Source organism: Pseudomonas sp. CFBP2511, from assembly GCF_030209255.1.
GTDB lineage: Bacteria > Pseudomonadota > Gammaproteobacteria > Pseudomonadales > Pseudomonadaceae > Aquipseudomonas > Aquipseudomonas avellanae.
This window is the reverse complement of sequence record NZ_JARVSI010000022.1, coordinates 145917-165342: the sequence shown is the minus strand read 5'-3', so window position 1 is coordinate 165342 and position 19426 is coordinate 145917. Positions and strand designations below refer to the sequence as shown.

The window sequence follows — 19426 nt, the reverse complement described above, 5'->3', positions numbered from 1 at the left end:
GATGAACAGGCCTTGCAACGTCTCATGTTTGCTGAAGTCGTTTAACGCTTAGCTTAGGCTACCGATATAACGATCAACTATAGTACAGGTGTACTAACGCGGTACGGCGCACAGCTTTAACCTGGATATGTGCGCAACCCAACGTTGCCGATCGCACTCATGGCCCGGCAAGGGACGCCCTGTCGGGAGTTGCCGTTTGCAGCAGATCCATCTTGAAACTCAGCAACAGTGAGCGCAGTTCGGCAGGTCGCACCGGTTTGGACAAAACCGGAATCCGTGGGTCGTTCAGCGATTGCTGTACATGTTGGATCGCATGACCGGTGATGACGATGGCCGGTATCCGTCGGCCATGCAGTTCGCTCAGGTAGCGGATGCAGTCGGCGCCGGTGGCACTTCGGTCAAGGTCGAAGTCGGTGACCACCAGATCGCAATCGACGCTTGCCTCGGGGGTGGCGGAGGCGGTCTGGACGTCGCAGCCCCATTTGCGCAGCAGCATGGCGGTCGCTTGCAGCACGTTGTAGTTGTCCTCGATCAACAGCACACGCAAGCCGCCCAGCAAGTGTTTGTTCCAGTCGATATCCGGCGTGGGCGCGGCCTGAAGTGCGTTCACGATCGGCAGTCCGCTGAGCACAACCGCAGTACCTTTCTCCAGGCGTGAATTGATCCCGACATGCAGGTTCAGCAAGGTGGCGACCCGATTGACGATGCTTAACCCCAGCCCTATGCCCTCGATGTCCTGATCGCGCTCTTCGCGCACGCGATAAAACTCGTTGCACAGATGCGGCAGGTGCGTTGCCGGGATGCCACGGCCCATGTCATAGACACCGATACTCAATTTTCCAGCGCGCTGTCGGCAGGCCATCAGCACCGGTTTGCCCGGGGCATATTTGAAGGCGTTGGACATCAGGTTCTGCAGCAGGGTGCGCAGCAGCGCCGGGTCACTGTGTATATGTTGCCGGCAAGGGCGCACACGGATCTCGACCCCAGCCCAGTTGGCGGCTTCGCTGTTCTGGCCGGCCAGCCCGCTCAATAACGCATCGACATCGACGGTTTCCAGGCGTGGATTCACCTCACCCTGGTTCAGCGTGTAGATATCCAGCAACGAGCGAAAAAGCTGTTCTACGGCGCTCAAGGCCCGGTCAATGTTATCCACCAGGCGGCGCTCGTCCGTACCCAGTGATGCGTCGCGCAAGCACGCAGTAAACAGGCTGATGGAGTGGATCGGCTGGCGCAGGTCATGGCTGGCCTGGGCAAGAAAACGTGATTTGGCATCGTTGGCCGCCTGGGTTTCATTCAGCGCAATGTGCAGTCGCGAGAGCAGGAAATAAACGAATAATGGCAGCACCAGCATTGTCAGGATCATCATGACCGCCACGGCAGGATGCTCCTGCAGGAAGGGCGTGAGCTGAATGATCAGGCATAACGATGCCAAGGCAAAACCGGTGGCCAGCAACAGGTAATTGCGTCCGTAGCGCATGCCGTAGCCGACCGTCATGCTCAGCATGACCGAATAGACCGGCAGCATAGGCTCGCCACCCACGGTAATGGTGACGATACCGGCCATGTTGTCGACAACCAGTGCGAACATCCTGCGCCGCGTGGACGCGCCGGGTCGCACTGCAATACGCCAGATCAGGCCCACATTGACGACGGCGAAGGCCAGGCAATAACCCAGAATCACCCACATCCGGTTTGCGGACATGTCGTCCAGGGCATACATGATCAGCGCATACAGTGACGACGTAGCAATAACAGCCATGCGCAACAGTGCCTGGATCATTTCCAGGTCTTTGCATCTGGAGAGAATAGACATCACGATCCTGGTCAGTCCTGTGAGGCTGAGAGGGCAAGTCAGGTTTGTCAGTGAGCCGGTGATAGTACAACGATTTATATACGCTGGGGAGTTTAAGCGTGCGGGCGCACTGCAGGATAGAAGTGTCCGGTGAACCAGCGTGGATTCAAGGAAAGTTAGCGTGCGCTTGATGCAGGTCGCTTATCCGATTATATGTCTTTTGGCCATTAGTACAGGTGTACTATTGGGGTTTCTAGCTTCCTGCGTTTTAATGCCTGATGCCAGTAATCAAAATTATTGTCAGCAGCGTTGTACGGTTTTTAACGAAGAGGGGTGTGCAACCTCTTATCAACCGAGCTCTGAACCTGACAGCACTGAGTCGTGCAGACTGATGCTGTTACCTGATAGCCAAGCTGGAAAATTGAGCCGCAGCGGCGGATCGGGTGGAAACGCCCAGCACCTTGAGAAGACTGGAAACGTGTATACGCACGGTGAAGGGCGAGATACCCAGTTCCTTGGCGATTTCCTTGTTGGTTTTTCCTGCCGCCACCAGACCCAGAACCTGCTTCTGGCGGGTCGTGAGCGGTCTCAGGGCGTTAACCGCCGATTCATTGAATATCGAGCCTTCAGACTTGTACTTGACGACAACTTCACCTTGGCGGATAGCGACAATGGACTCGGTTATCTCCTGCGGGTCGATGTTCTTGCCGATAAAACCATCAGCCCCGTTCGACATGACCTGAGCAATGGTCTCGGGGTCATCGACCATGGACACGACGATAATGGAGGTACGCCGGAACTCGTTGCGCAGTTCGGCGATGGTCTGCATCGAATTCAAACCTGGAAAGCGCAGGTCGAGAATCAGCGTGTCAACTTCATCGCCCGAGCGCGCAAGCATCAGCACCTCATTGAGGTTGCCGGCCTGCTCGATAACGGCCTCTGGTAACAGACGTTCGATGGTACGCAACATACCTTCACGAAATAAGGGGTGGTCGTCAGCCACTATGATTCTGCACGACATGCCTCTGCTTCCGGTATTTTAATCGGGCCATCATACTCGATAGAAACAATATGTATCGTCTGTGTTACACATTTAAAGTGACTATTTTTGCTCGGTATCGACGTTCGGGAAAGAGCTGATCGTATGATGCTAGTACGCTAATACCGGCGGCGATAGTGTGATTTAGTTGCCTTTTCGGGCGGCAGAGTAGAGGGCTGTGTTGTGCCCGTATCAACAGGGCAGTGAACCTGGAGCCTTTAAGCAGCTACGCATACAGAGCAACGAGGTGCGCCAATGAAAGACCGGAAAAACGCTGAACTGGATCAGGCCACGCTCAGGCTGATCGTGGCAACCTTTGCGATCACCTATGTATCGCTGGTCGGCTTCCTGCCAGGGCTCAATGTGGCGAAATATCAACCGATCATTCTCTACTATGCGGGCTTTCTGGTGGTTTCTCTGGTCCTGCGCCAGCACATTATCAGTTACCCCGGTGTATATGCGGTGCGTCGGGTACTCGGAATGGTCCATGACTACACCGGTATTTCCGTAGGGCTGATTGTGGGAGGAGAGGCGACACTGCCGATTTTCAGTGTGATGGTCTGGGTGACGCTGGGCAATGGCATGCGCTATGGCTCTCGTTATCTGGCAATTGCCGCGTCGCTGGCCCTGCTGGCGATACTGATCATCTATCAATTGACGCCTTACTGGCAGGCACAGCCGTTCATGGTGCTGATGCTGGTCGCCGTTACCATTCTGGTGCCCGGATACGCTCATATTCTGCTGGTGAGAACGCGTAAGGCGTCGGAACAGGCGACCGTGGCTACTCGTGAAAAGGAGCGTTTTCTGGCGCAGGCCAGTCACGATCTGCGTCAGCCCATTCACTCCATCGGTATGTTTACCGCCTGTTTGCGCTCAAGCCCGCTGGGCGATTATGAGCGTCAGTTGGTCGACAACATTGATCGTTCCCTGCACAACGTCTCGCAGCTGTTTCGCACGATTCTGGACATCTACACACTGGACAGCGGCAAGGTCTTCGCCAAGTCAGACGTGGTCCATCTGGGTGAAATGCTCAATGAGATCGCTCAGCAAAACACCGCGGCTGCGCGATGGGCGGGAGTGGACCTCAGGGTGCGGCCTTGCCGGCGCTGGGCAAGGGTCGATGCCACCCTGCTCGCGACGATGGTGCAGAACATTTTGTCCAATGCGCTCAAATATGCGCCGGAGCATCCGGTGCTGATCGGTGTGCGGCGAAACAAGGGTGGCCTGTCGATCAGCGTGCATGATCGTGGGCGCGGCATTGCTGCCGAGCATCTGCCCCGCGTATGTGAAGAGTTTTACCGGATCCGGCATGCCCGCGACAAAGACGTGGAGGGCGTGGGGCTGGGGTTGTCCATCGTCAAGCGGCTCAGTCAGATTCTCGGCGTAAAGATCAACATCGAGTCTGAGGTGGATCGCGGCACGTCTGTCACCATTCATGGCCTTGAAGAAGTGAGCGCGCCGGTGCAGCGCGTGCGCAAAAAACCATTGGGCGACAGCTTGCTCAAGGGGGTCAGGATCTGCCTGGTGGAAGACGACAACAACGTGTTGATGGCCACCGCGGCGTTGCTTGAACGATGGGGATGCGAAGTCCAGACCGCCCGCTCGGCGCAAGGGCTGATTACCGATTGCGACATCATTGTCGCCGATTACGATCTGGGCACAGCGGCCAACGGCCTTGACTGCATCGAGAACATACGAGCGGCGCGAGGCTGGGATGTGCCGGCACTGATCGTGACCGGTAGGGAAGTGGAAGTGGTTCTCGAATCATTGCAGGGCGCTGAAGTGTCGGTGCTGTCCAAACCGCTGCGCCCCTCCGAGTTGCGCCTGAACCTGCTGTCGGTTCGCGAAAGGCGGGTGAATACGCCCTGACACGTGCGCAGTGCTTTACTTCACATCGGAATTAAACAGCAGCGACCCATAACCCAACTGATCGAACCCGCCGCTGTTTGCGCCATATGCACCGCCTTCAGGGCCGAACTTGTCCATCATTTCCTTGGTGTACTTAGCTTCCAGACCGTTGACCCGGTTGTAGTGGTTGTAGATCAGGGTCCAGACAGGGCGGGTGCTGCCTCTGCTCGCCGATGAGATTTCAGTCTGAACGGTGCCGTCGCTGGTCGTGTAGTACGTCCAGGGAACGTCATAACCCAGATTGTATTTGGCGACATACTCGCTGGCTTTAAGCACGAGGTTATTCTCAAAGCCGAATAAATCATCACCCTGATTCCAGGCCATCTGGCATATGACGCCGATCAGGGCGATGTCCAGCGTCGAGTGCCCCTGATCGCGTCCGCTTTCCTGCACCCTGTTGTACCCAGGGCGCGTCGGGGGCGGCGCAAAAAGCGGGTAAATCAATCAGGGTGTTCAGTTGCGCGCCCGGTTCGCCCAGCTAGTGGGGTGCGTCACTGCACAGTTCCTTGGCGCCGTCACAGGCGGTTTCTTCTCCGCCAGTCAGTATCAAACCAACGCCAGGCCCGCGCCGAATGGCGTCACGGCTGCGCTGGCAGGCCAGGAGGTTGAAACGACGCTCCCTGAAACCGCCGCTCGCAGGAAAACCCATGTAGGGTCAGTTGTTCGGTGAGAAAAGCCATGCGCCGTCCTGCAGAGCGTACTCGCGCGCACAGCTTCTGAGGCGTTCAAACGACTGTGAGGAGGTAGCCTCTACTGTAAAGGCCGCTGCCAAAGATCGTTGGTATTTTGCAAGTTTGCGACATGCTCTGTTTGAACGAACTTGTACAGTTCAGGGTTATTGATGTCAGTGCTGAGCGTCTCATAAGTTATCGTATGACTAATCAGTTTGCTACACATTGACGGTCGGGTGACGCGCCATCTTTTTTTTCACAGAACTTAAACGCTTTTTTCCTAACGCTTTATCACTCACAGTGATAGTCCTTTATTGCTCATGCATCTCCTGTTTGTTTAATGGAACCCGATGACACAAGGCGACACTCAGCTAACTCAATTTTCTAATGGGTATAGACGGTGAGCATTTGCCATGGATTACCTCGAATCGATTATAAGCTCTGCTTATTGGCAGTATTTGGTCCGTAGTGGCAATTGGCTGGTTATTTTAAGTTGCTTATTATCACCCAGCGTTATTCAGGAGTCGGCCGAGCCGGAGAGTGGCAATGTGCCTCGTGAGTATCGACTGACTGCTGTCGGGCCTGATAACTATCATGATGCCTGTAATCCCAAGGACGAAAATTCATCGCGTGCCCCGAGACGAACGCGCAGGAGTGCTCAATAATGAACCCGATAACACACAGCTTTAGTCATCTTGGGTTTTCAAACGCTCAAAGTACGTCAGCACTGGCGCCAGGCGGTAATAAAGTGCCGAACTTTGTTTCGCGAGGGCGAGGCAAGGTGGAGGGATTTCCACTGGAGCATTTCAACACGGCTGATGAGTATCGTTTGGCACGCCAGCAGGGCGGCGTGCTGAAATCAATAGACGGCAGAGAGTTCATGCTACTGCTGCAGAAGTACACGGCCGCCGAAACAACCGACGAAGAATTTGCGGATTTGAGGGCCGCCATACCGCGCTATTCCATTGACCTGGCCGAGCCGGGTCAAACTAAAGTGCTTTATCGGGGGATATCGCTGCCGGAGAAGACTGCGGCGCGATTACTGAATATCTCTTGGGGTTACGAAAGTCGCGAAATAGCCCATGGTCTTATCCATGGCTTGCGGGTAGTTAAAGGTGTTTATACCGCGACGGGGGTGGCCAGTGCTTCGACAGTGTCGGCCATTTCACAAGGTTTTGCGGTGGGGAACGCGAACAAAAATAAAGAAACACCGGTTCTGTTTGTGCTGCACGCGAAGTCCGCCGTTCCCGCGCGCAATCTCAGTGGTGCAAGGGGTGTGACACTCAGTGAAAGCCGGTTGCCGTTATCGGTGGCCAGCAAGAGTGAACATGAAGTCATTCTGGATATCACCAACCGGTACGAAATTACCCATGCTCGCCGGGAAGGTGCGTACATTGTCGTAGACATGAACGTTTTAGGGCGGTCCAAAAGGGGGGGCGAACTCGAGGTCATCGAGACTGATAAATGGAGCCAGCTCTCTGGCGCCAAGGGTTCTAACCCAGGAGGATTGTTTCAAGCACCCGATGGCGTTAAATGGTATGTGAAAACGAACCCTTCTACCAATAGACTTCGAAACGAGGTTCTGGCCTCCAAGTTGTACCGCGCCGCAGGAATTGATGTGCCTGACATAAAAATGGCGTCTCGCCAGGGCAAGCCGGCATTGATTTCCAAACTGATAGGCGGGAATCATAAAGACATCAAAACGATAGAGGGAAGTGGCCAGTTACGGTCCGGCTTTGCTGTGGACGCCTGGTTGGCGAACTGGGATGTCATCGGTCAGACGGGAGACAATATCATCTTCAATGACCGTAACAAACCTGTGCGCATCGACCTGGGTGGCTCGCTGCTCTTTCGCGCCCAAGGGGGGCATAAGGGTAATCAGTTCGGTAACACGCCAATGGAACTGGTCACGATGCTGTCTCGCAAAGAAAACACGTCCAGTCACGCCTTTCGGAAAATTGAGCGTAATGACATCCGCATGGGCATTGCGGCAATAGAAAGAATACCGGACGACCGTATTAAGGCACTCTGCGCAGAACACGGTCCCGGCAATTACAGCGAACGCATTGAACTCGGTAAAAGACTGATCAGTCGTAAGCATTGGCTTGTCAATATGAAACAGACACTTCCTCATATTCATCGCCAAAAGAATGAGGCTGGCCATGTAGTCACTGTTGAACACCCCACTTCACCCAGCGCTACGCCTACCTGGCGTGATCGAGACGCAACAGCCGTTTTTGTCCCTCACTGCACTGTCAGTGGCGTCATAAACAACCTGGCGTTCAGTTCAATCAAGCCCCCCAGCACGCTGGATGGCTGGCGCCAGCTTAAAACCCGTGCTATCGACTTCAAAGAGCCCGAATTCAAGTTTTCCAATCATCTTGCTGCCGCCAGTGGCGCGATAATTTTTGAGCCCGACGGCAGGCTATGGATCACCGAGCCGACCAACCACCCGTTCGGCGCAACGCACGCGTTTCCCAAGGGAAAGCTGGAATCCGGTCTTAACTTGAGGACCAATGCACTCAAGGAAGTCTACGAAGAGACGGGGCTAATAGTTGAATTCCATGGCTTTATCGGTGACTACGACCGAACGACATCACGTACCCGCTATTACCTTGCCAAACGTACAGGGGGAACACCTTCTGATATGGGTTGGGAATCTCAGAGCGTCAAGTTGGCAAAAATTACCGAGGCAGAAAGATTGCTGTCCAACGCAGTGGACACTGCCATCTTGCGAGACGCGGTGCGGGTTCGCCTAAAGACCCCTTTTAAATGAATTTCATCTGCTTGAGCGCTGACAGACGATAAGGAAGATTCTGCAACCCTGCGAAAAACCGGTTCACCCAAACGCGTTACCTCCACAGGAAAGGAGTAATGAAATGAGTATGAATACCTCTGTAAGCAACAACGGCCCTGTGTGGTCCCCCGTCTCATCGGGCAATCACGCGCCGAGCCCGGACTTTTCCGGGAAATCATCGAGCAATGCCGTGCACTTTCTTTCTCCGGAAAGTGCCCATCGTTCGCCAAGCGCGGTGAGTTGGGGGAACAGCACGCCGACAGCCGCCACCACAGGGAATGGACGAGCGGGGGGCGCGGGACAGAGTGGCCTGGTCGAGGCCTTGAAGACGCTCATCTATGCGTTGCTAAAAAGCGTAATCGGAAATGCTTCCGCCCATAATCGTTCTGAAAGCCAGCCTTCTGCTTCGGCCGGAAACGGACACGGACAGGCTTCCACCTGCAGTGCTGCCAGTCCGACTTCAGGCTCAAACCCGTCTCAACAGCCCAGCGATACCCCGGCGTTCAATAACGCGGGGTTGGGTGCTCATGGCGGCGCGAACACGGTCCCTGACCGGATTGCGTCTCCCGACGCAGCGCGAAAAATGGTTGAGGATGTAAAAAATGCCGGCGGTGGAACACTGCGCATCCAGATGACTCACGACCAGATCAATGACCCGGCGCAAATGGCCAAGCTCAAGGCGATGGTCGATGCCGGTGACAAACAAGGGGTCAAGGTTCAGTTTACGTTCCGCGACAACGCCAATGGTGGCGGTGGCAATGTGCTGACGGGCGACAAGCTGAAACAGGCTGCCGACGATGTCAAAAACGTGGTTTCGGCACTTGGAAAACACCCAAGCTTTGTACTCGACACCTTCAATGAAGGTGGCAAAAGTGCGACTCAGGATTGGGCCAACATGCAGAGCACGTTGATCAAGTCTGCGCGTGACGCGGGTTACAAAGGCGACATCGTGGTTGAGGACAGCAATTGGGGCGGTGGTCTGACGGCTGGCGGGGAAAGCGGGCTGGTCAAATACGCGGCTCAATTAAAGGCCGCCAACGGCAGTAACAACCCCGGCCTGATCGGCAGTATCCATGAATACGCCAGTGGTGCCGACGCCTCTTCACGACTGGGATCGGAGATCAAGGCGCTGAGCGGCGCAGGCTTCAAACCTCAGATCGGCGAAGTCGGCAATGCCAACTGGACCGGGGGCAGTAACTTCGAACAGCGTGACGGGGCCAATCAGGCCGTAAAAGACAACATGGGCGCTCTGAAAGCCGCCGGTGCAGATGTCCTGCCGTGGATGGACCAGTTCCAGGGCGGCAAGATCAAACACGACGTCGGCTTCTCGAAAGGGGATCAATTCTCCTGAGGCTGTTTGACGAACGTTTATTTATCAACCAACCGCCGCATGGCTGCCTGTAAAGGTGGCCATCGCTCAATTCAAATTTTGTGAATATCAAGGAGGAGTCGGTGAGACTCAATGGCGCTGCCACCGCTGCATTTTAAATCTTAATCGAAAGCAGGAAATTAATGTTATGCCCGTAAGCAAACCCATGCTCAGTTTAAAGCTGAACACCCAGTTGACTTCACCAGCGGTCAAAAAAGACACGGGGGCTGAACTGAGTCGCCTGAATAAGGGAGAGGTACTTGCCAACACTCAGACTCGTTTCGCCTTGAATCACCATGCACCTACTTACGAGGTTGCACAGCGCGCGCTGGGTGAAAATCATGGTGGCTGGACGGCTGTCAATCAATTCAAAATGACGGGCACCGACATGTTTATTCATATGGACCGCAGAGAGCCCAGGAGCAAGGGCGACTTTGTCGGTGACAAGTTTCACCTGAGTGTTGCGCCCCGGCATGTTGCCAGCGCATTTGATGCGATAGGCAAGCTACTGCAAGCCGACGACAGCCCGGTCGACAAGTGGAAAGTGACCGACATGAGTTGCGTACATACGTACTCGCCGGCTCAGCATGCGCGTGTCACTCAGGGTGCTCAGTTCACCCTTTATGCCAAACCTGATCGCGCGGACAACACCTACAGCCCCGAATACATGGGGAAAATACGGGGCATGATCAGCAGTATCGAGCATGAGTTGCACGCAGCCGGCGTACCACAAAGCAACCATCGCCCTGCATCGGATGTAGCGCCCGGTCACTGGGCTTATGCGTCTTATCGCAATGAACACAGAAGCGAAAGAGCGGGGTCCTCCAGCCAGGCCAATGAACTGGAAAAAGAACCGTTTTTCAAGTTGGTTTCATTTCCCGATGTGGCCGCTTCGCCCGTGAAGTCAGGCGCGTCAAGCCGTTCGCTGATGCCACCGCCCTGGACTCGCTGAGCAAGTCTGGCTGTGACCATCACCCATAGCAAGTTGCGTTAAAGCCCATGACGGGTTTCTCCAAAGAGTGTGATTACCCCATGCACTGCCTGAGCGTGTTTACAAAGCACGTCTCAAAAAATAGAACGAACGCCGTCGCACAACGACGCGCTTTACAGGAAATATTCCATGCCACATCCAGTCTCTCAATACTCTGCCAATCAGGCTTACCTCTACAATAATCAGCCTTCCCATCACCAGGCATCCACGTCTCGCGCGCAGCAAAGCTCACAAGGCGTTCACCGTGTTGCCAGACCTGGAAATACGACGGCTGTTATCGGGGGGCATTCTGTTCCGCTAACCGCCGTTAACCGGACAGGGTTTGCGTCTGCCTTTGCAACCCCTCAGACAGTGCACACCACGCAATTGGGGCAAAGAGGCATAGCGCCTGCCTCTGCCCAACAGGTTTTAAGTCAGCGCCACCGACTGGCGCACGCGGCAGAGCTTGAAAAACAGCGTATTCTCAACAATCAGCTCAATAATTTCCCGACAGAAAAAAGCAGGATTGCATATAACAGTCTGCAGCACTTTAACCGCTGTTCACCTGCGCAGGGCAGGCAAGTCGTTGATGCATTGCATACCTATCAGCAGGATTATGGTGATAACTACCTGATGAATGTCAGCGCGATGGGTTATCGCTCACTGAGCCACTACTTGCAATCCCTCGACCCTAAATACCACAACGAAGCCGAGGTCAATAATTTTGTCCGTGATTTTGCTCGACATTACGAGGCGGGCGAACTGAACGCCGAGGAGTTTAATATCCACAAGACCCACATCGAAACACAGTTGGCGCCACAAACGGCTCTTCTACGACGGTTCATTCATGCCGCTCCGCGTATTTCAGGTGTCTCTCTGTTGAAAGGTGCGACAGGGCATGACGATCTGTTCACGACTCAGCTCAATGGCGAGTCTGCGCTGCAAGCTCTGCTCTCGGGCAAGGCGTTGCGGTTCAACGGTTTTCTCAGTACGACATCCAGCGCGGACGCGGCAGTAGAATTCTCCAGTGTGTCGGATGAGCGAGGGTTGAGCAGAGCCAGGTATACGGTGGACCTTACAAGCGGTGACCTTTCATCTGAAGTGTTGCGTCGTCAAACGCTGCGTGATCTGCAGAGCAATCGCGTTGATGCCTCGTCGATCTTTTTCCGCTTCAAGGCCGACCACGTTGCGGGTATCCACGTGGATGCCATTCAGGATGCTCACAATCCGGATATGAGCATCAGCGAGGCGGGTGAGCAGGAAATTCTGCTCAATCCAGGGCATTACTTTCAGCCGGAAAAAATCGTGATGCTTGAGCAAGGTTTTGCAGTCAGCGGGCGGCTTGCTTATGGCGAACGCTGAGGTGTCTTGATCTGATCGGGAAGCCTTCGAACGTTATCGGTGCAAAATCGCCTGATGAATCTCCTGCAAGGGCATGATTCTTTGCGCAGCATTGAGTTTGATGGCTTCCTTGGGCATGCCGAACACCACGCAGCTGGCTTCGTCCTGAGCGACGGTCGAGCTGCCTGCGTCGAGCATTTCCTTGAGGCCGCGTGCGCCGTCGTCGCCCATGCCGGTCATGATGATGCCGGTGGCGTTCTTGCCGGCGAACCTGGCCACCGAGCGGAACAGCACGTCCACCGATGGGCGGTGCCGATTGACCAGCGGGCCGTCGATGACCTGGACGTGATAATAGGCGCCGCTGCGCGTCACCATCATGTGCTTGCCGCCGGGTGCGATCAGGGCCAGGCCGGGCAGGATGCGGTCGTTGTTTCTGGCTTCACGCACTTCGATCTGCGACAAGCCATTGAGGCGCTCTGCGAACGAGGCGGTGAATTTTTCCGGCATGTGCTGAACGATGACGATGCCCGGGCAGACTCTGGGCAGCGCGGTCAACACCGCTTCCAGCGCCTGCGTGCCGCCTGTCGAGGTGCCAATGGCGACGATGCGTTCGGTGGTCTGGGCCATCGAGTGACCGCTGGCTGCAGGCAAAATGGCATCTGCGGTGAGTTTGCTGGCCGGTGTCAGTACCGGTGTGGCTGTGCGCTTGCCGAGGTTTTTCACATTGGAGTTCGCCGCCGCGCGAATGGCGGCGACCAGTTCGGCGGCTGACTCGATCAGAAAGTTTTTAAGGCCCGTCGTGGGTTTGGTGATGATCTCCACGGCTCCTGCAGACAGCGCCTGTAACGAGGTTTCCGCGCCTTTCTGGGTCAGCGACGAGCAGATGACCACGGGCGTCGGTCGCTCGCTCATGATTTTTTTCAGGAACGTGATGCCGTCCATGCGCGGCATTTCCACGTCCAGCACAATCACATCCGGCCATTCGTGGGCAAGTTTGCCCATGGCAAATATCGGATCGGACGCTGCCGCCATAACGTGGATGTCCGGCGTTTCATTGAGGATTGCCACAAGGACCTGACGAACCACCGCCGAGTCATCGACCAGCAGCACGCTGATTTTTTTACTTGGCATCTTTTTCAGTCACTTCTATGGGTTGATGCTTGACCCAGACGTTGCCGTCCCACAGGTCGAATATGATCGTGCGATGACCGGTGCGGCCCATGTCCTGAGCCTTCAGTTGCAGTCGGTGGCGCTCGGCCATTGCCAGCGCTGCGTGCACGTTGAGATCAGCCACGTTGAGTTGTTGCGAGTCATTCTGCTGCTCGGGAAACATCTGTCCACCGCCGAACAGCTTGACCTGATAGTCCCGCGGTTTTGTGTGGTTGGCCAGTGCGTGGCGGATGAGCATTTCCAGCGCTTCGTCGCCGTACCTGCCGTCCAGTGCCTTATGTTTGTGAGGGCGGTGAGGCAGCATGAAGTGACACATGCCGCCAATGTGCTGCTGGGGGTGCCAGAACGTGATCGCCACGCAGGAACCCAGCAATGTGCGTAAACGCGCAGGCCGGGTTTCAAAAACCACTTCGCCAGGTGCCAGGACTATTTCGATCGCGCCGACGGGTTTTCTCATGGCTTGCGATAAATGGAGGGGGCGACCAGTTTCAGCGTGTCGTTCACGCCGTTGAGGCTTTCCGAATGGCTGATGATGAAATAGCCCCCGGGCTTGAGGCGTGGCAGCAAGCGTGCGACGACCTTGCTCTTGGTTTCCTGATCGAAGTAGATCATCACATTGCGCAGAAAAATCACGTCGAATTCGCCAAGGTCCGGGAGGGTTTCGTTGAGGTTGACCTGAATGAAGCTGACCCGGTTTCGCAGTGATTTGTCGATCAGAAAGGTGCCTTCCTGACGACCTGTGCCTTTCAGGCAGTATTTCACCAACAGCGTATGCGGCAGGGTTTCGGTGCGTTCCATGGGGTAATGGCCGCTGCGCGCCTTGGTCAATACGCGGGTGCTGATGTCCGAGCCGATGACTTCCCAAGGGGTAGTGCCCAGTTGCTCCGCCAGTGTCATTGCCAGGCTGTAAGGCTCCTCACCAGAGGAACTGGCGGCGCTCCAGACCCGGAATACCTTGCCCGGCGCCACCTTGGTCAGCACCTGCTGACGCAAAAAATCGAAGTGCTTTGGCTCGCGAAAAAAATACGTCTCGTTGGTGGTCAGCAGGTCCAGCGCCACTTGCAGCTCGCCGTTGCGCTGGTCGGTCATGATCAGCTTGAAATACTCGCCGTAGCTGTCCAGATCGTAATGCTTGAGACGTTTGAACAGGCGGCCGGCCACCAGCGCTTTCTTGGCCGGCGTCAGCTTGATGCCCGCAGCGCGATACAGCCAGGACTGGAACTGGCCGAATTCGCGATCATTGAGCGACGCTGTGTCAGGCATGTGCAGGCCTCAATGCGCGTCGGCGTCGAGCGCTGGCGTCTGACCTGCCTCGGCAAGGCTGGACATCTCATCGATGGACAGCACGCGCTCGACTTCCAGCACGATCACGAAATGACCATCGACCTTGGCCATGCCACTGATGAAGTCGGCACGAATCCGCGCGCCGAAATTCGGCGGCGGCTCGATCTGCGAAGCGGGTATCTCCAGCACCGCCGAAACATTGTCCACCAGCAACCCGATGTCCTGCGGCTGGCCGTCTTCGGTGCTGGCCTCAATGATGATGACGCACGAACGCCGGGTGATTTCCGAGTTCTGCCGCCCGAAACGCGCCGACAGATCAACCACGGGCACCACCGCGCCGCGCAGGTTGATCACGCCGCGCACGAAGGCGGGCATCATCGGCACGACAGTCAGGCTGCCGTATTCGATGATTTCCTTGATGCCCAGAATGCCGATGGCAAACATCTCGCCGCCGAGCATGAAAGTCAGGTATTGCGCCTCTTCTTCGACCGCCGTTACGGCCTGCCGAGTCGTGACCAATGAGCCCATGTCGTTCTCCCTGTGAAGCGGTATCGAAGCCGGTAATCAGAAACGGGTGAATTCCGATTCGTCCGGGGCGCTCGCCATGCTGTGGGCAAATGCCTTGCGCGCCGGCGGTTGCACCGGGCGGGGTGGCTGGCGGCTCGGGCTGCTGCGGTGATCGATACTGCTGCCTGACGTTGTGGGCTTTGGCGACGAATCAAGGGTGAAAAAGCTCATGGACTGTTGCAGTTGCTCGGCCTGGCTGCTCATCTCTTCAGCCGTTGCGGCCAGCTCTTCACTGCTCGATGCGTTTTGCTGGGTGACCTGATTGAGCTGGGTCATGGCGGTGTTGATTTGCGCCACACCGGCCGCCTGCTCTTCGGAGGCGGCGCTGATTTCCTGCACCAGATCAGAGGTCTTGTTGATCGAGGGGACCATCTCGTCCAGCAACTTGCCGGCTTTCTCGGCCATTTCCACACTGCTGGAAGACAGCTCGCCGATCTCCTGCGCTGCAACCTGGCTGCGCTCGGCCAGCTTGCGAACTTCAGCGGCCACTACAGCGAAACCTTTGCCATGCTCACCGGCACGGGCCGCTTCGATGGCCGCGTTGAGCGCGAGCAGGTTGGTCTGGTATGCGATGTCATCGATGATGCTGATGCGTTGGGCGATCTTCTTCATCGCCACGACAGTCTGCTGCACCGATTCGCCGCCATCGGTGGCTTCCTTGGCGGCTTTGCTGGCCATGCCGTCGGTCACTTTGGCGTTCTCGGTATTCTGGTTGATGCTGGCGCTCATCTGTTCGACCGACGCGCTGGTTTCTTCGACGCTGGCGGCCTGTTCGCTAGTGGCCTGGCTCATCGACTGCGCGGTGGCGCTGACTTCTTCCGAAGCGCTGGCCAGGTTGTCGGCTGCGTTACGCACCTCGCCGATGATGTGCGCCAGTTTGCCGACCATGTTGCGCATGGCATTGAGCACCATGCCAGTTTCGTCTTTCGAGCCGTGCCCGATGTAGGCGTTCAGGTTGCCTTCTGCCAACTGCTCGGCGGCAGTCGCTGCTTCCTTGAGAGGACGAGAAATGATCCGGGCGATGAACAGCGCCAGCCCCAGACCGACCAACAAGGCTGCAATCAGTACCACGATGATCGAGATGCGGGCGGTTTCGTACAGTTGCGAGCCTTTGTCTCCGGCGGCAGTTGCGCCGGCGTCGTTGAGTTCGACCATTTTTTGCAACTGGCTGGTCACTTCATCGAAGTGCAGTTTGGACTCTCCTCGCAGCAATGCACGTGCCTCGGTCTCCTGGCCCTGACGGGAGAGTTCGAACAGATTAGTGCTGACTTTCAGGTAAGCGGACCATGACGCACTGACGGCGCTGAACATCTGACGATCCTGGTCGCTGATGATCAACTTGTCGTACGTTGCCAGCCGTGTTTCAAACTGGCTGCGCGCCTCAGCAGCTTCCTGCTCCATCTGGGCTTTTTCCGGAGCGGCATCAGCGGCAATATGACGGTTTTCCTTCAGCCGGTAATTGGCTGCGTAAAAGCGCATGCCCGAAGCAGCTCGCATGGACGGCATCCAGTTTTCTTTTATGTCCTGAGCGGCCTGATTCACCTGGCCAAGCTGGATGATCGCGAAAACTCCCATGGCTGCGGTCAACAACAGAACCACCAGAAACGAGGTAATCAACTTGGTGGAAATCTTCAGATCGTAGAACCATTTCATCGGGTTACTCCTTGGAATTGCAAATCCGTCAGCGAGAAGCGGGCGAGAGCGAATGGGGGGGCTGGGCCAGGCGGGCTTCCAGCTGGACGATCTGGTTGAGCAGTGCTGGTATGTCGAGAATCAAGGCCACCGCGCCGCTGCCCAGAATCGTCGAACCGCTGATGCCGCGCAGTGCGCCGAACAGCTTGCCCAGTGGCTTGATCACGGTCTGGAATTCACCGAGCAGGTCATCGACCACCAGACCGGCCTTGTGCTCGGCGTAGCGCACCACCACCACGTTCTGACGGCGGGCAGGCGGGCCTTCATGGTTGAAGTGATCGCGCAGGTACACCAGCGGTAACACTTCGCCGCGCAGGTCCAGGTATCCTTTGTCACGGCTGGACTGGCGGTCGTGTTCGTCCAGCTCGATGCATTCCTGAACCATGTCCAGCGGGATGACGTAGGTGGACTGATCGATGCCGACCAGAAACCCATTGATGATCGCCAGCGTCAGCGGCAGGCGGATACGCACGATGGTGCCCTGGCCCGGCTGGCTGTCCAGGTCCACCGTGCCGCGCAGCAGGGTGATGTTGCGCTTGACCACGTCCATGCCAACGCCACGCCCGGACAGGTTGGTGACCGCCTCGGCAGTGGAAAAACCGGGTTCGAAGATCAGGTTGTAGATTTCCTGATCGGTCAGGCTTGCGCCAGCGGCCACCAGCCCGCGCTGCTGTGCTTTGTCCAGAATTCGCTCACGGTTCAGCCCGGCCCCATCGTCGGCGATTTCAATGACGATGCTGCCCGAGTCGTGAAATGCATTGAGGTTCAAATGACCCTTGGCCGGTTTGCCGGCCGCGCGACGCGCCTCGGCGCTTTCGATGCCGTGGTCCATGGAATTGCGCAGCAGGTGCATGAGCGGGTCGCCGATCTTCTCGACAACGGTCTTGTCCAGTTCGGTTTCTGCGCCATTGATAATCAGGTCGATGTCTTTGCCCAGCTCCTGACTGACGTCGCGCACCACTCGGCGAAAACGGTTGAAGGTGTCACCGATGGGGATCATGCGCAGGTGCAGCGCGCCATCAAGAATCTGTTCCACCAGCCCCGATACCGTCGAGCTGGCTTCCTGCAACGGATCCTTGTTGCACGAGCGGGCCAGCAGTTTCGCACCGGCGCTGGCGATGACCAGCTCACCGACCAGGTTGATCAGTTCGTCGAGCTTGTCGGCGTTGACGCGCACATAGCTGCCGTCCTTACTCTTGTGCTCGCCGCCCGAGGCGGGGCGCTCCACTGCCGTCGTCTGGCCTGGCACTCGCGGCACAGCGCGCTGATCGCCGAGCAGTTCGCTGTTGGCAACCACAGGGCTTTGCGCGTTCTGCGAAACGAGGTCAGTGCCGGTCGGCTCGCTGCTCTCGGGCGTCTGCTCGACAGGGGTAATCAGTACGACGCAGTCTTCGCGGACAAAATCAAACACTTCGTTGATCGCGTCATGCCCGGCGGCCGAGCGAAAATCGATTTCGAAACCCAGGTGGCACGACTCCGGGTCCCATGATTCCAAAGGTGGAATACCGTCGGTCACGGTCGTGACCTGAATCATTTGCCCCAGAGTGTTGAGATATCGCAGGAACGACAGCGGGTCCATGCCGTTGCGAAACACGTCCACGCCAAAGCGCAACGAGATATGCCACACCACCTCGGCCTGTTCGCCGTCCACCGCGCCGGGCGCGCAGGCAGTGTCTTCGGCCGGGGCGCTGCCGGGTGCCTGATAGATGTGCAGCGCCTGGCGCAAGGCCGCTTCGCGCTCCAGTGCCACAGGCTGAAGTGCTTCGCCACGGCTGGCGACCACTTCGATCAATTCAAGCATGTGGTCGCCTGACTTGAGCAGCACCGCGATCAGCCCGGCATCCACCGCAACACTGCCCTCGCGCAGGCGGTCCAGCACGTCTTCGACAATGTGGGTAAAGCTGACAATAGGTGTCAGCCCGAACAGCCCGGCCGAACCCTTGATGGTGTGCGCAGCGCGGAAGATCGCGCCAATCGCGTCCTGGTCGCCCGGATCGTTTTCCAGTTGCAGGAGGGATTCCTCCATGGCCTGCAACAGCTCACGGGCTTCAACGATGAATGTCTGCTGTGCCTGATCGAGATTAATGCTCACGATGACTTCCTTTGTCGATCACCCGGCGGTACTTCAAATAGACGCGTTACAGCACGACACCCGGATTACACAGTTCGAAGGTCTCGGTGACTGCCTGGCTCTGTCCGGTCAAATGCAGCGCTGTGCCGGTTTTCCCGGCCTCGCGCTGGATGACCGCGAGCAATTGCAGGCCGGCTCCGTCCATCTCGGTAACGTGCGACAAGTCCACCTCCACGCGCGCCGCGCCAGCGATCTGCGGCAGCAAACGGGCGGCAAGTTCGGTCACGGTGTAGATCGTCAGCTCGCCGTCGATCTGCATGTGTGCAATGTCATCGCGGTGCTCGGCGGTTGTCGACATGCTGACCTCCAGGGGCCGCTTTATGATCAGGGCAGAATCAGTTTGGAAACCGCCGCCAGCATCTGCGCCGGCTGAAACGGTTTGACGACCCAGGCCTTGGCACCTGCGGCCTGACCTTCAGCCTTTTTCGATTCCTGAGACTCGGTGGTCAGCATGATGATGGGCGTGAACTTGTAGCTGGCCAGCTTCTTCACTTCCTTGACGAACGTGATGCCGTCCATGTTCGGCATGTTCACGTCGCTGATGATCAAGTGCACTTTCTGCCCGCTCAGCTTGCCCAGCGCATCTTTGCCGTCACAGGCTTCGATAACGTCGTATCCGGCGCTTTTCAGGGCAATGCCGACGACCTGCCGGACACTGCTCGAATCGTCGACCACCAATACACTCTTAGCCATGA

The 19426-nt window shown here is 56.8% G+C and carries 15 protein-coding genes and 2 pseudogenes; 5 read left to right on the top strand and 12 right to left on the bottom strand.

Translation table 11 applies throughout. The features are described 5' to 3' along the window. Positions 1-157: 157 nt before the first annotated feature. Together QRN38_RS18625 and QRN38_RS18620 are read right to left on the bottom strand one after the other, a co-directional pair. Positions 158-1780 (bottom strand): ATP-binding response regulator, encoded by a 1623-nt coding sequence (locus tag QRN38_RS18625; RefSeq protein ID WP_162491807.1) that lies wholly within the window; start codon positions 1778-1780, stop codon positions 158-160. A gap of 409 nt (positions 1781-2189) precedes the next feature. Beyond that, the gene (locus tag QRN38_RS18620) at positions 2190-2813 is read right to left on the bottom strand and encodes a response regulator (protein WP_057419048.1); all 624 of its coding nucleotides are present in this window, start codon (positions 2811-2813) and stop codon (positions 2190-2192) included. Between the two features lie 273 nt (positions 2814-3086). Here QRN38_RS18620 and QRN38_RS18615 point away from each other — a divergent pair, with 273 nt between their 5' ends. After that, the gene (locus tag QRN38_RS18615; RefSeq protein WP_057419047.1) at positions 3087-4700 is read left to right on the top strand and encodes an ATP-binding response regulator; all 1614 of its coding nucleotides are present in this window, start codon (positions 3087-3089) and stop codon (positions 4698-4700) included. 15 nt (positions 4701-4715) lie between these two features. Here the strand turns inward: QRN38_RS18615 and QRN38_RS18610 are convergent. Both QRN38_RS18610 and QRN38_RS18605 read right to left on the bottom strand, forming a co-directional pair. Continuing rightward, a pseudogene (locus QRN38_RS18610) lies at positions 4716-5138 on the bottom strand (alginate lyase family protein); the annotation flags it as partial. An 82-nt stretch (positions 5139-5220) separates the two neighbouring features. Then, a pseudogene (locus tag QRN38_RS18605) lies at positions 5221-5343 on the bottom strand (M20 family metallopeptidase); the annotation flags it as partial. Between the two features lie 917 nt (positions 5344-6260). On the opposite strand from QRN38_RS18605, the gene QRN38_RS18600 reads away from it, so the two are divergent. The 4 genes from QRN38_RS18600 to QRN38_RS18585 all read left to right on the top strand — a co-directional run bounded on the left by QRN38_RS18600 (position 6261) and on the right by QRN38_RS18585 (position 11908). Beyond that, positions 6261-8186, top strand: a complete 1926-nt coding sequence (locus tag QRN38_RS18600; protein WP_057419061.1) for an NUDIX hydrolase — start codon at positions 6261-6263, stop codon at positions 8184-8186. 604 nt (positions 8187-8790) lie between these two features. Then, entirely contained in the window at positions 8791-9558 is a 768-nt protein-coding gene (locus QRN38_RS18595) for a cellulase family glycosylhydrolase (protein WP_024666874.1), read from the top strand. Between the two features lie 166 nt (positions 9559-9724). Beyond that, entirely contained in the window at positions 9725-10528 is an 804-nt protein-coding gene (locus QRN38_RS18590) for a type III secretion system effector phosphothreonine lyase (RefSeq protein ID WP_057417011.1), read from the top strand. 168 nt (positions 10529-10696) lie between these two features. Then, positions 10697-11908: a hypothetical protein gene (locus QRN38_RS18585; protein WP_007246143.1), complete on the top strand. Its 1212-nt coding sequence runs from the start codon at positions 10697-10699 to the stop codon at positions 11906-11908. Between the two features lie 33 nt (positions 11909-11941). On the opposite strand, the gene QRN38_RS18580 is transcribed toward QRN38_RS18585, so the two are convergent. From QRN38_RS18580 to QRN38_RS18545, 8 genes are read right to left on the bottom strand one after another with little or no spacing between them, the layout of a single operon-like run. After that, a complete protein-coding gene (locus tag QRN38_RS18580; protein WP_057419046.1) occupies positions 11942-13018 on the bottom strand; it encodes a protein-glutamate methylesterase/protein-glutamine glutaminase in 1077 nt (358 codons plus the stop codon). Continuing rightward, a complete protein-coding gene (cheD, locus tag QRN38_RS18575; protein ID WP_057419045.1) occupies positions 13008-13514 on the bottom strand; it encodes a chemoreceptor glutamine deamidase CheD in 507 nt (168 codons plus the stop codon). Before cheD ends, QRN38_RS18580 begins: the two co-directional genes overlap by 11 nt. Next, the gene (locus QRN38_RS18570) at positions 13511-14320 is read right to left on the bottom strand and encodes a chemotaxis protein CheR (protein ID WP_005770000.1); all 810 of its coding nucleotides are present in this window, start codon (positions 14318-14320) and stop codon (positions 13511-13513) included. Before QRN38_RS18570 ends, cheD begins: the two co-directional genes overlap by 4 nt. Before the next feature lie 9 nt (positions 14321-14329). After that, a complete protein-coding gene (locus QRN38_RS18565; RefSeq protein ID WP_003381223.1) occupies positions 14330-14869 on the bottom strand; it encodes a chemotaxis protein CheW in 540 nt (179 codons plus the stop codon). Between the two features lie 36 nt (positions 14870-14905). Then, complete coding sequence (locus QRN38_RS18560; protein ID WP_024680332.1) at positions 14906-16561, bottom strand: methyl-accepting chemotaxis protein; 1656 nt, start codon at positions 16559-16561, stop codon at positions 14906-14908. A 28-nt stretch (positions 16562-16589) separates the two neighbouring features. Next, positions 16590-18692 (bottom strand): chemotaxis protein CheA, encoded by a 2103-nt coding sequence (locus QRN38_RS18555; RefSeq protein ID WP_057418739.1) that lies wholly within the window; start codon positions 18690-18692, stop codon positions 16590-16592. Positions 18693-18738: 46 nt separating this feature from the next. Continuing rightward, complete coding sequence (locus QRN38_RS18550; protein WP_024667074.1) at positions 18739-19029, bottom strand: STAS domain-containing protein; 291 nt, start codon at positions 19027-19029, stop codon at positions 18739-18741. 26 nt (positions 19030-19055) lie between these two features. Next, positions 19056-19424, bottom strand: a complete 369-nt coding sequence (locus QRN38_RS18545) for a response regulator (protein WP_004880039.1) — start codon at positions 19422-19424, stop codon at positions 19056-19058. Positions 19425-19426: the final 2 nt, after the last annotated feature.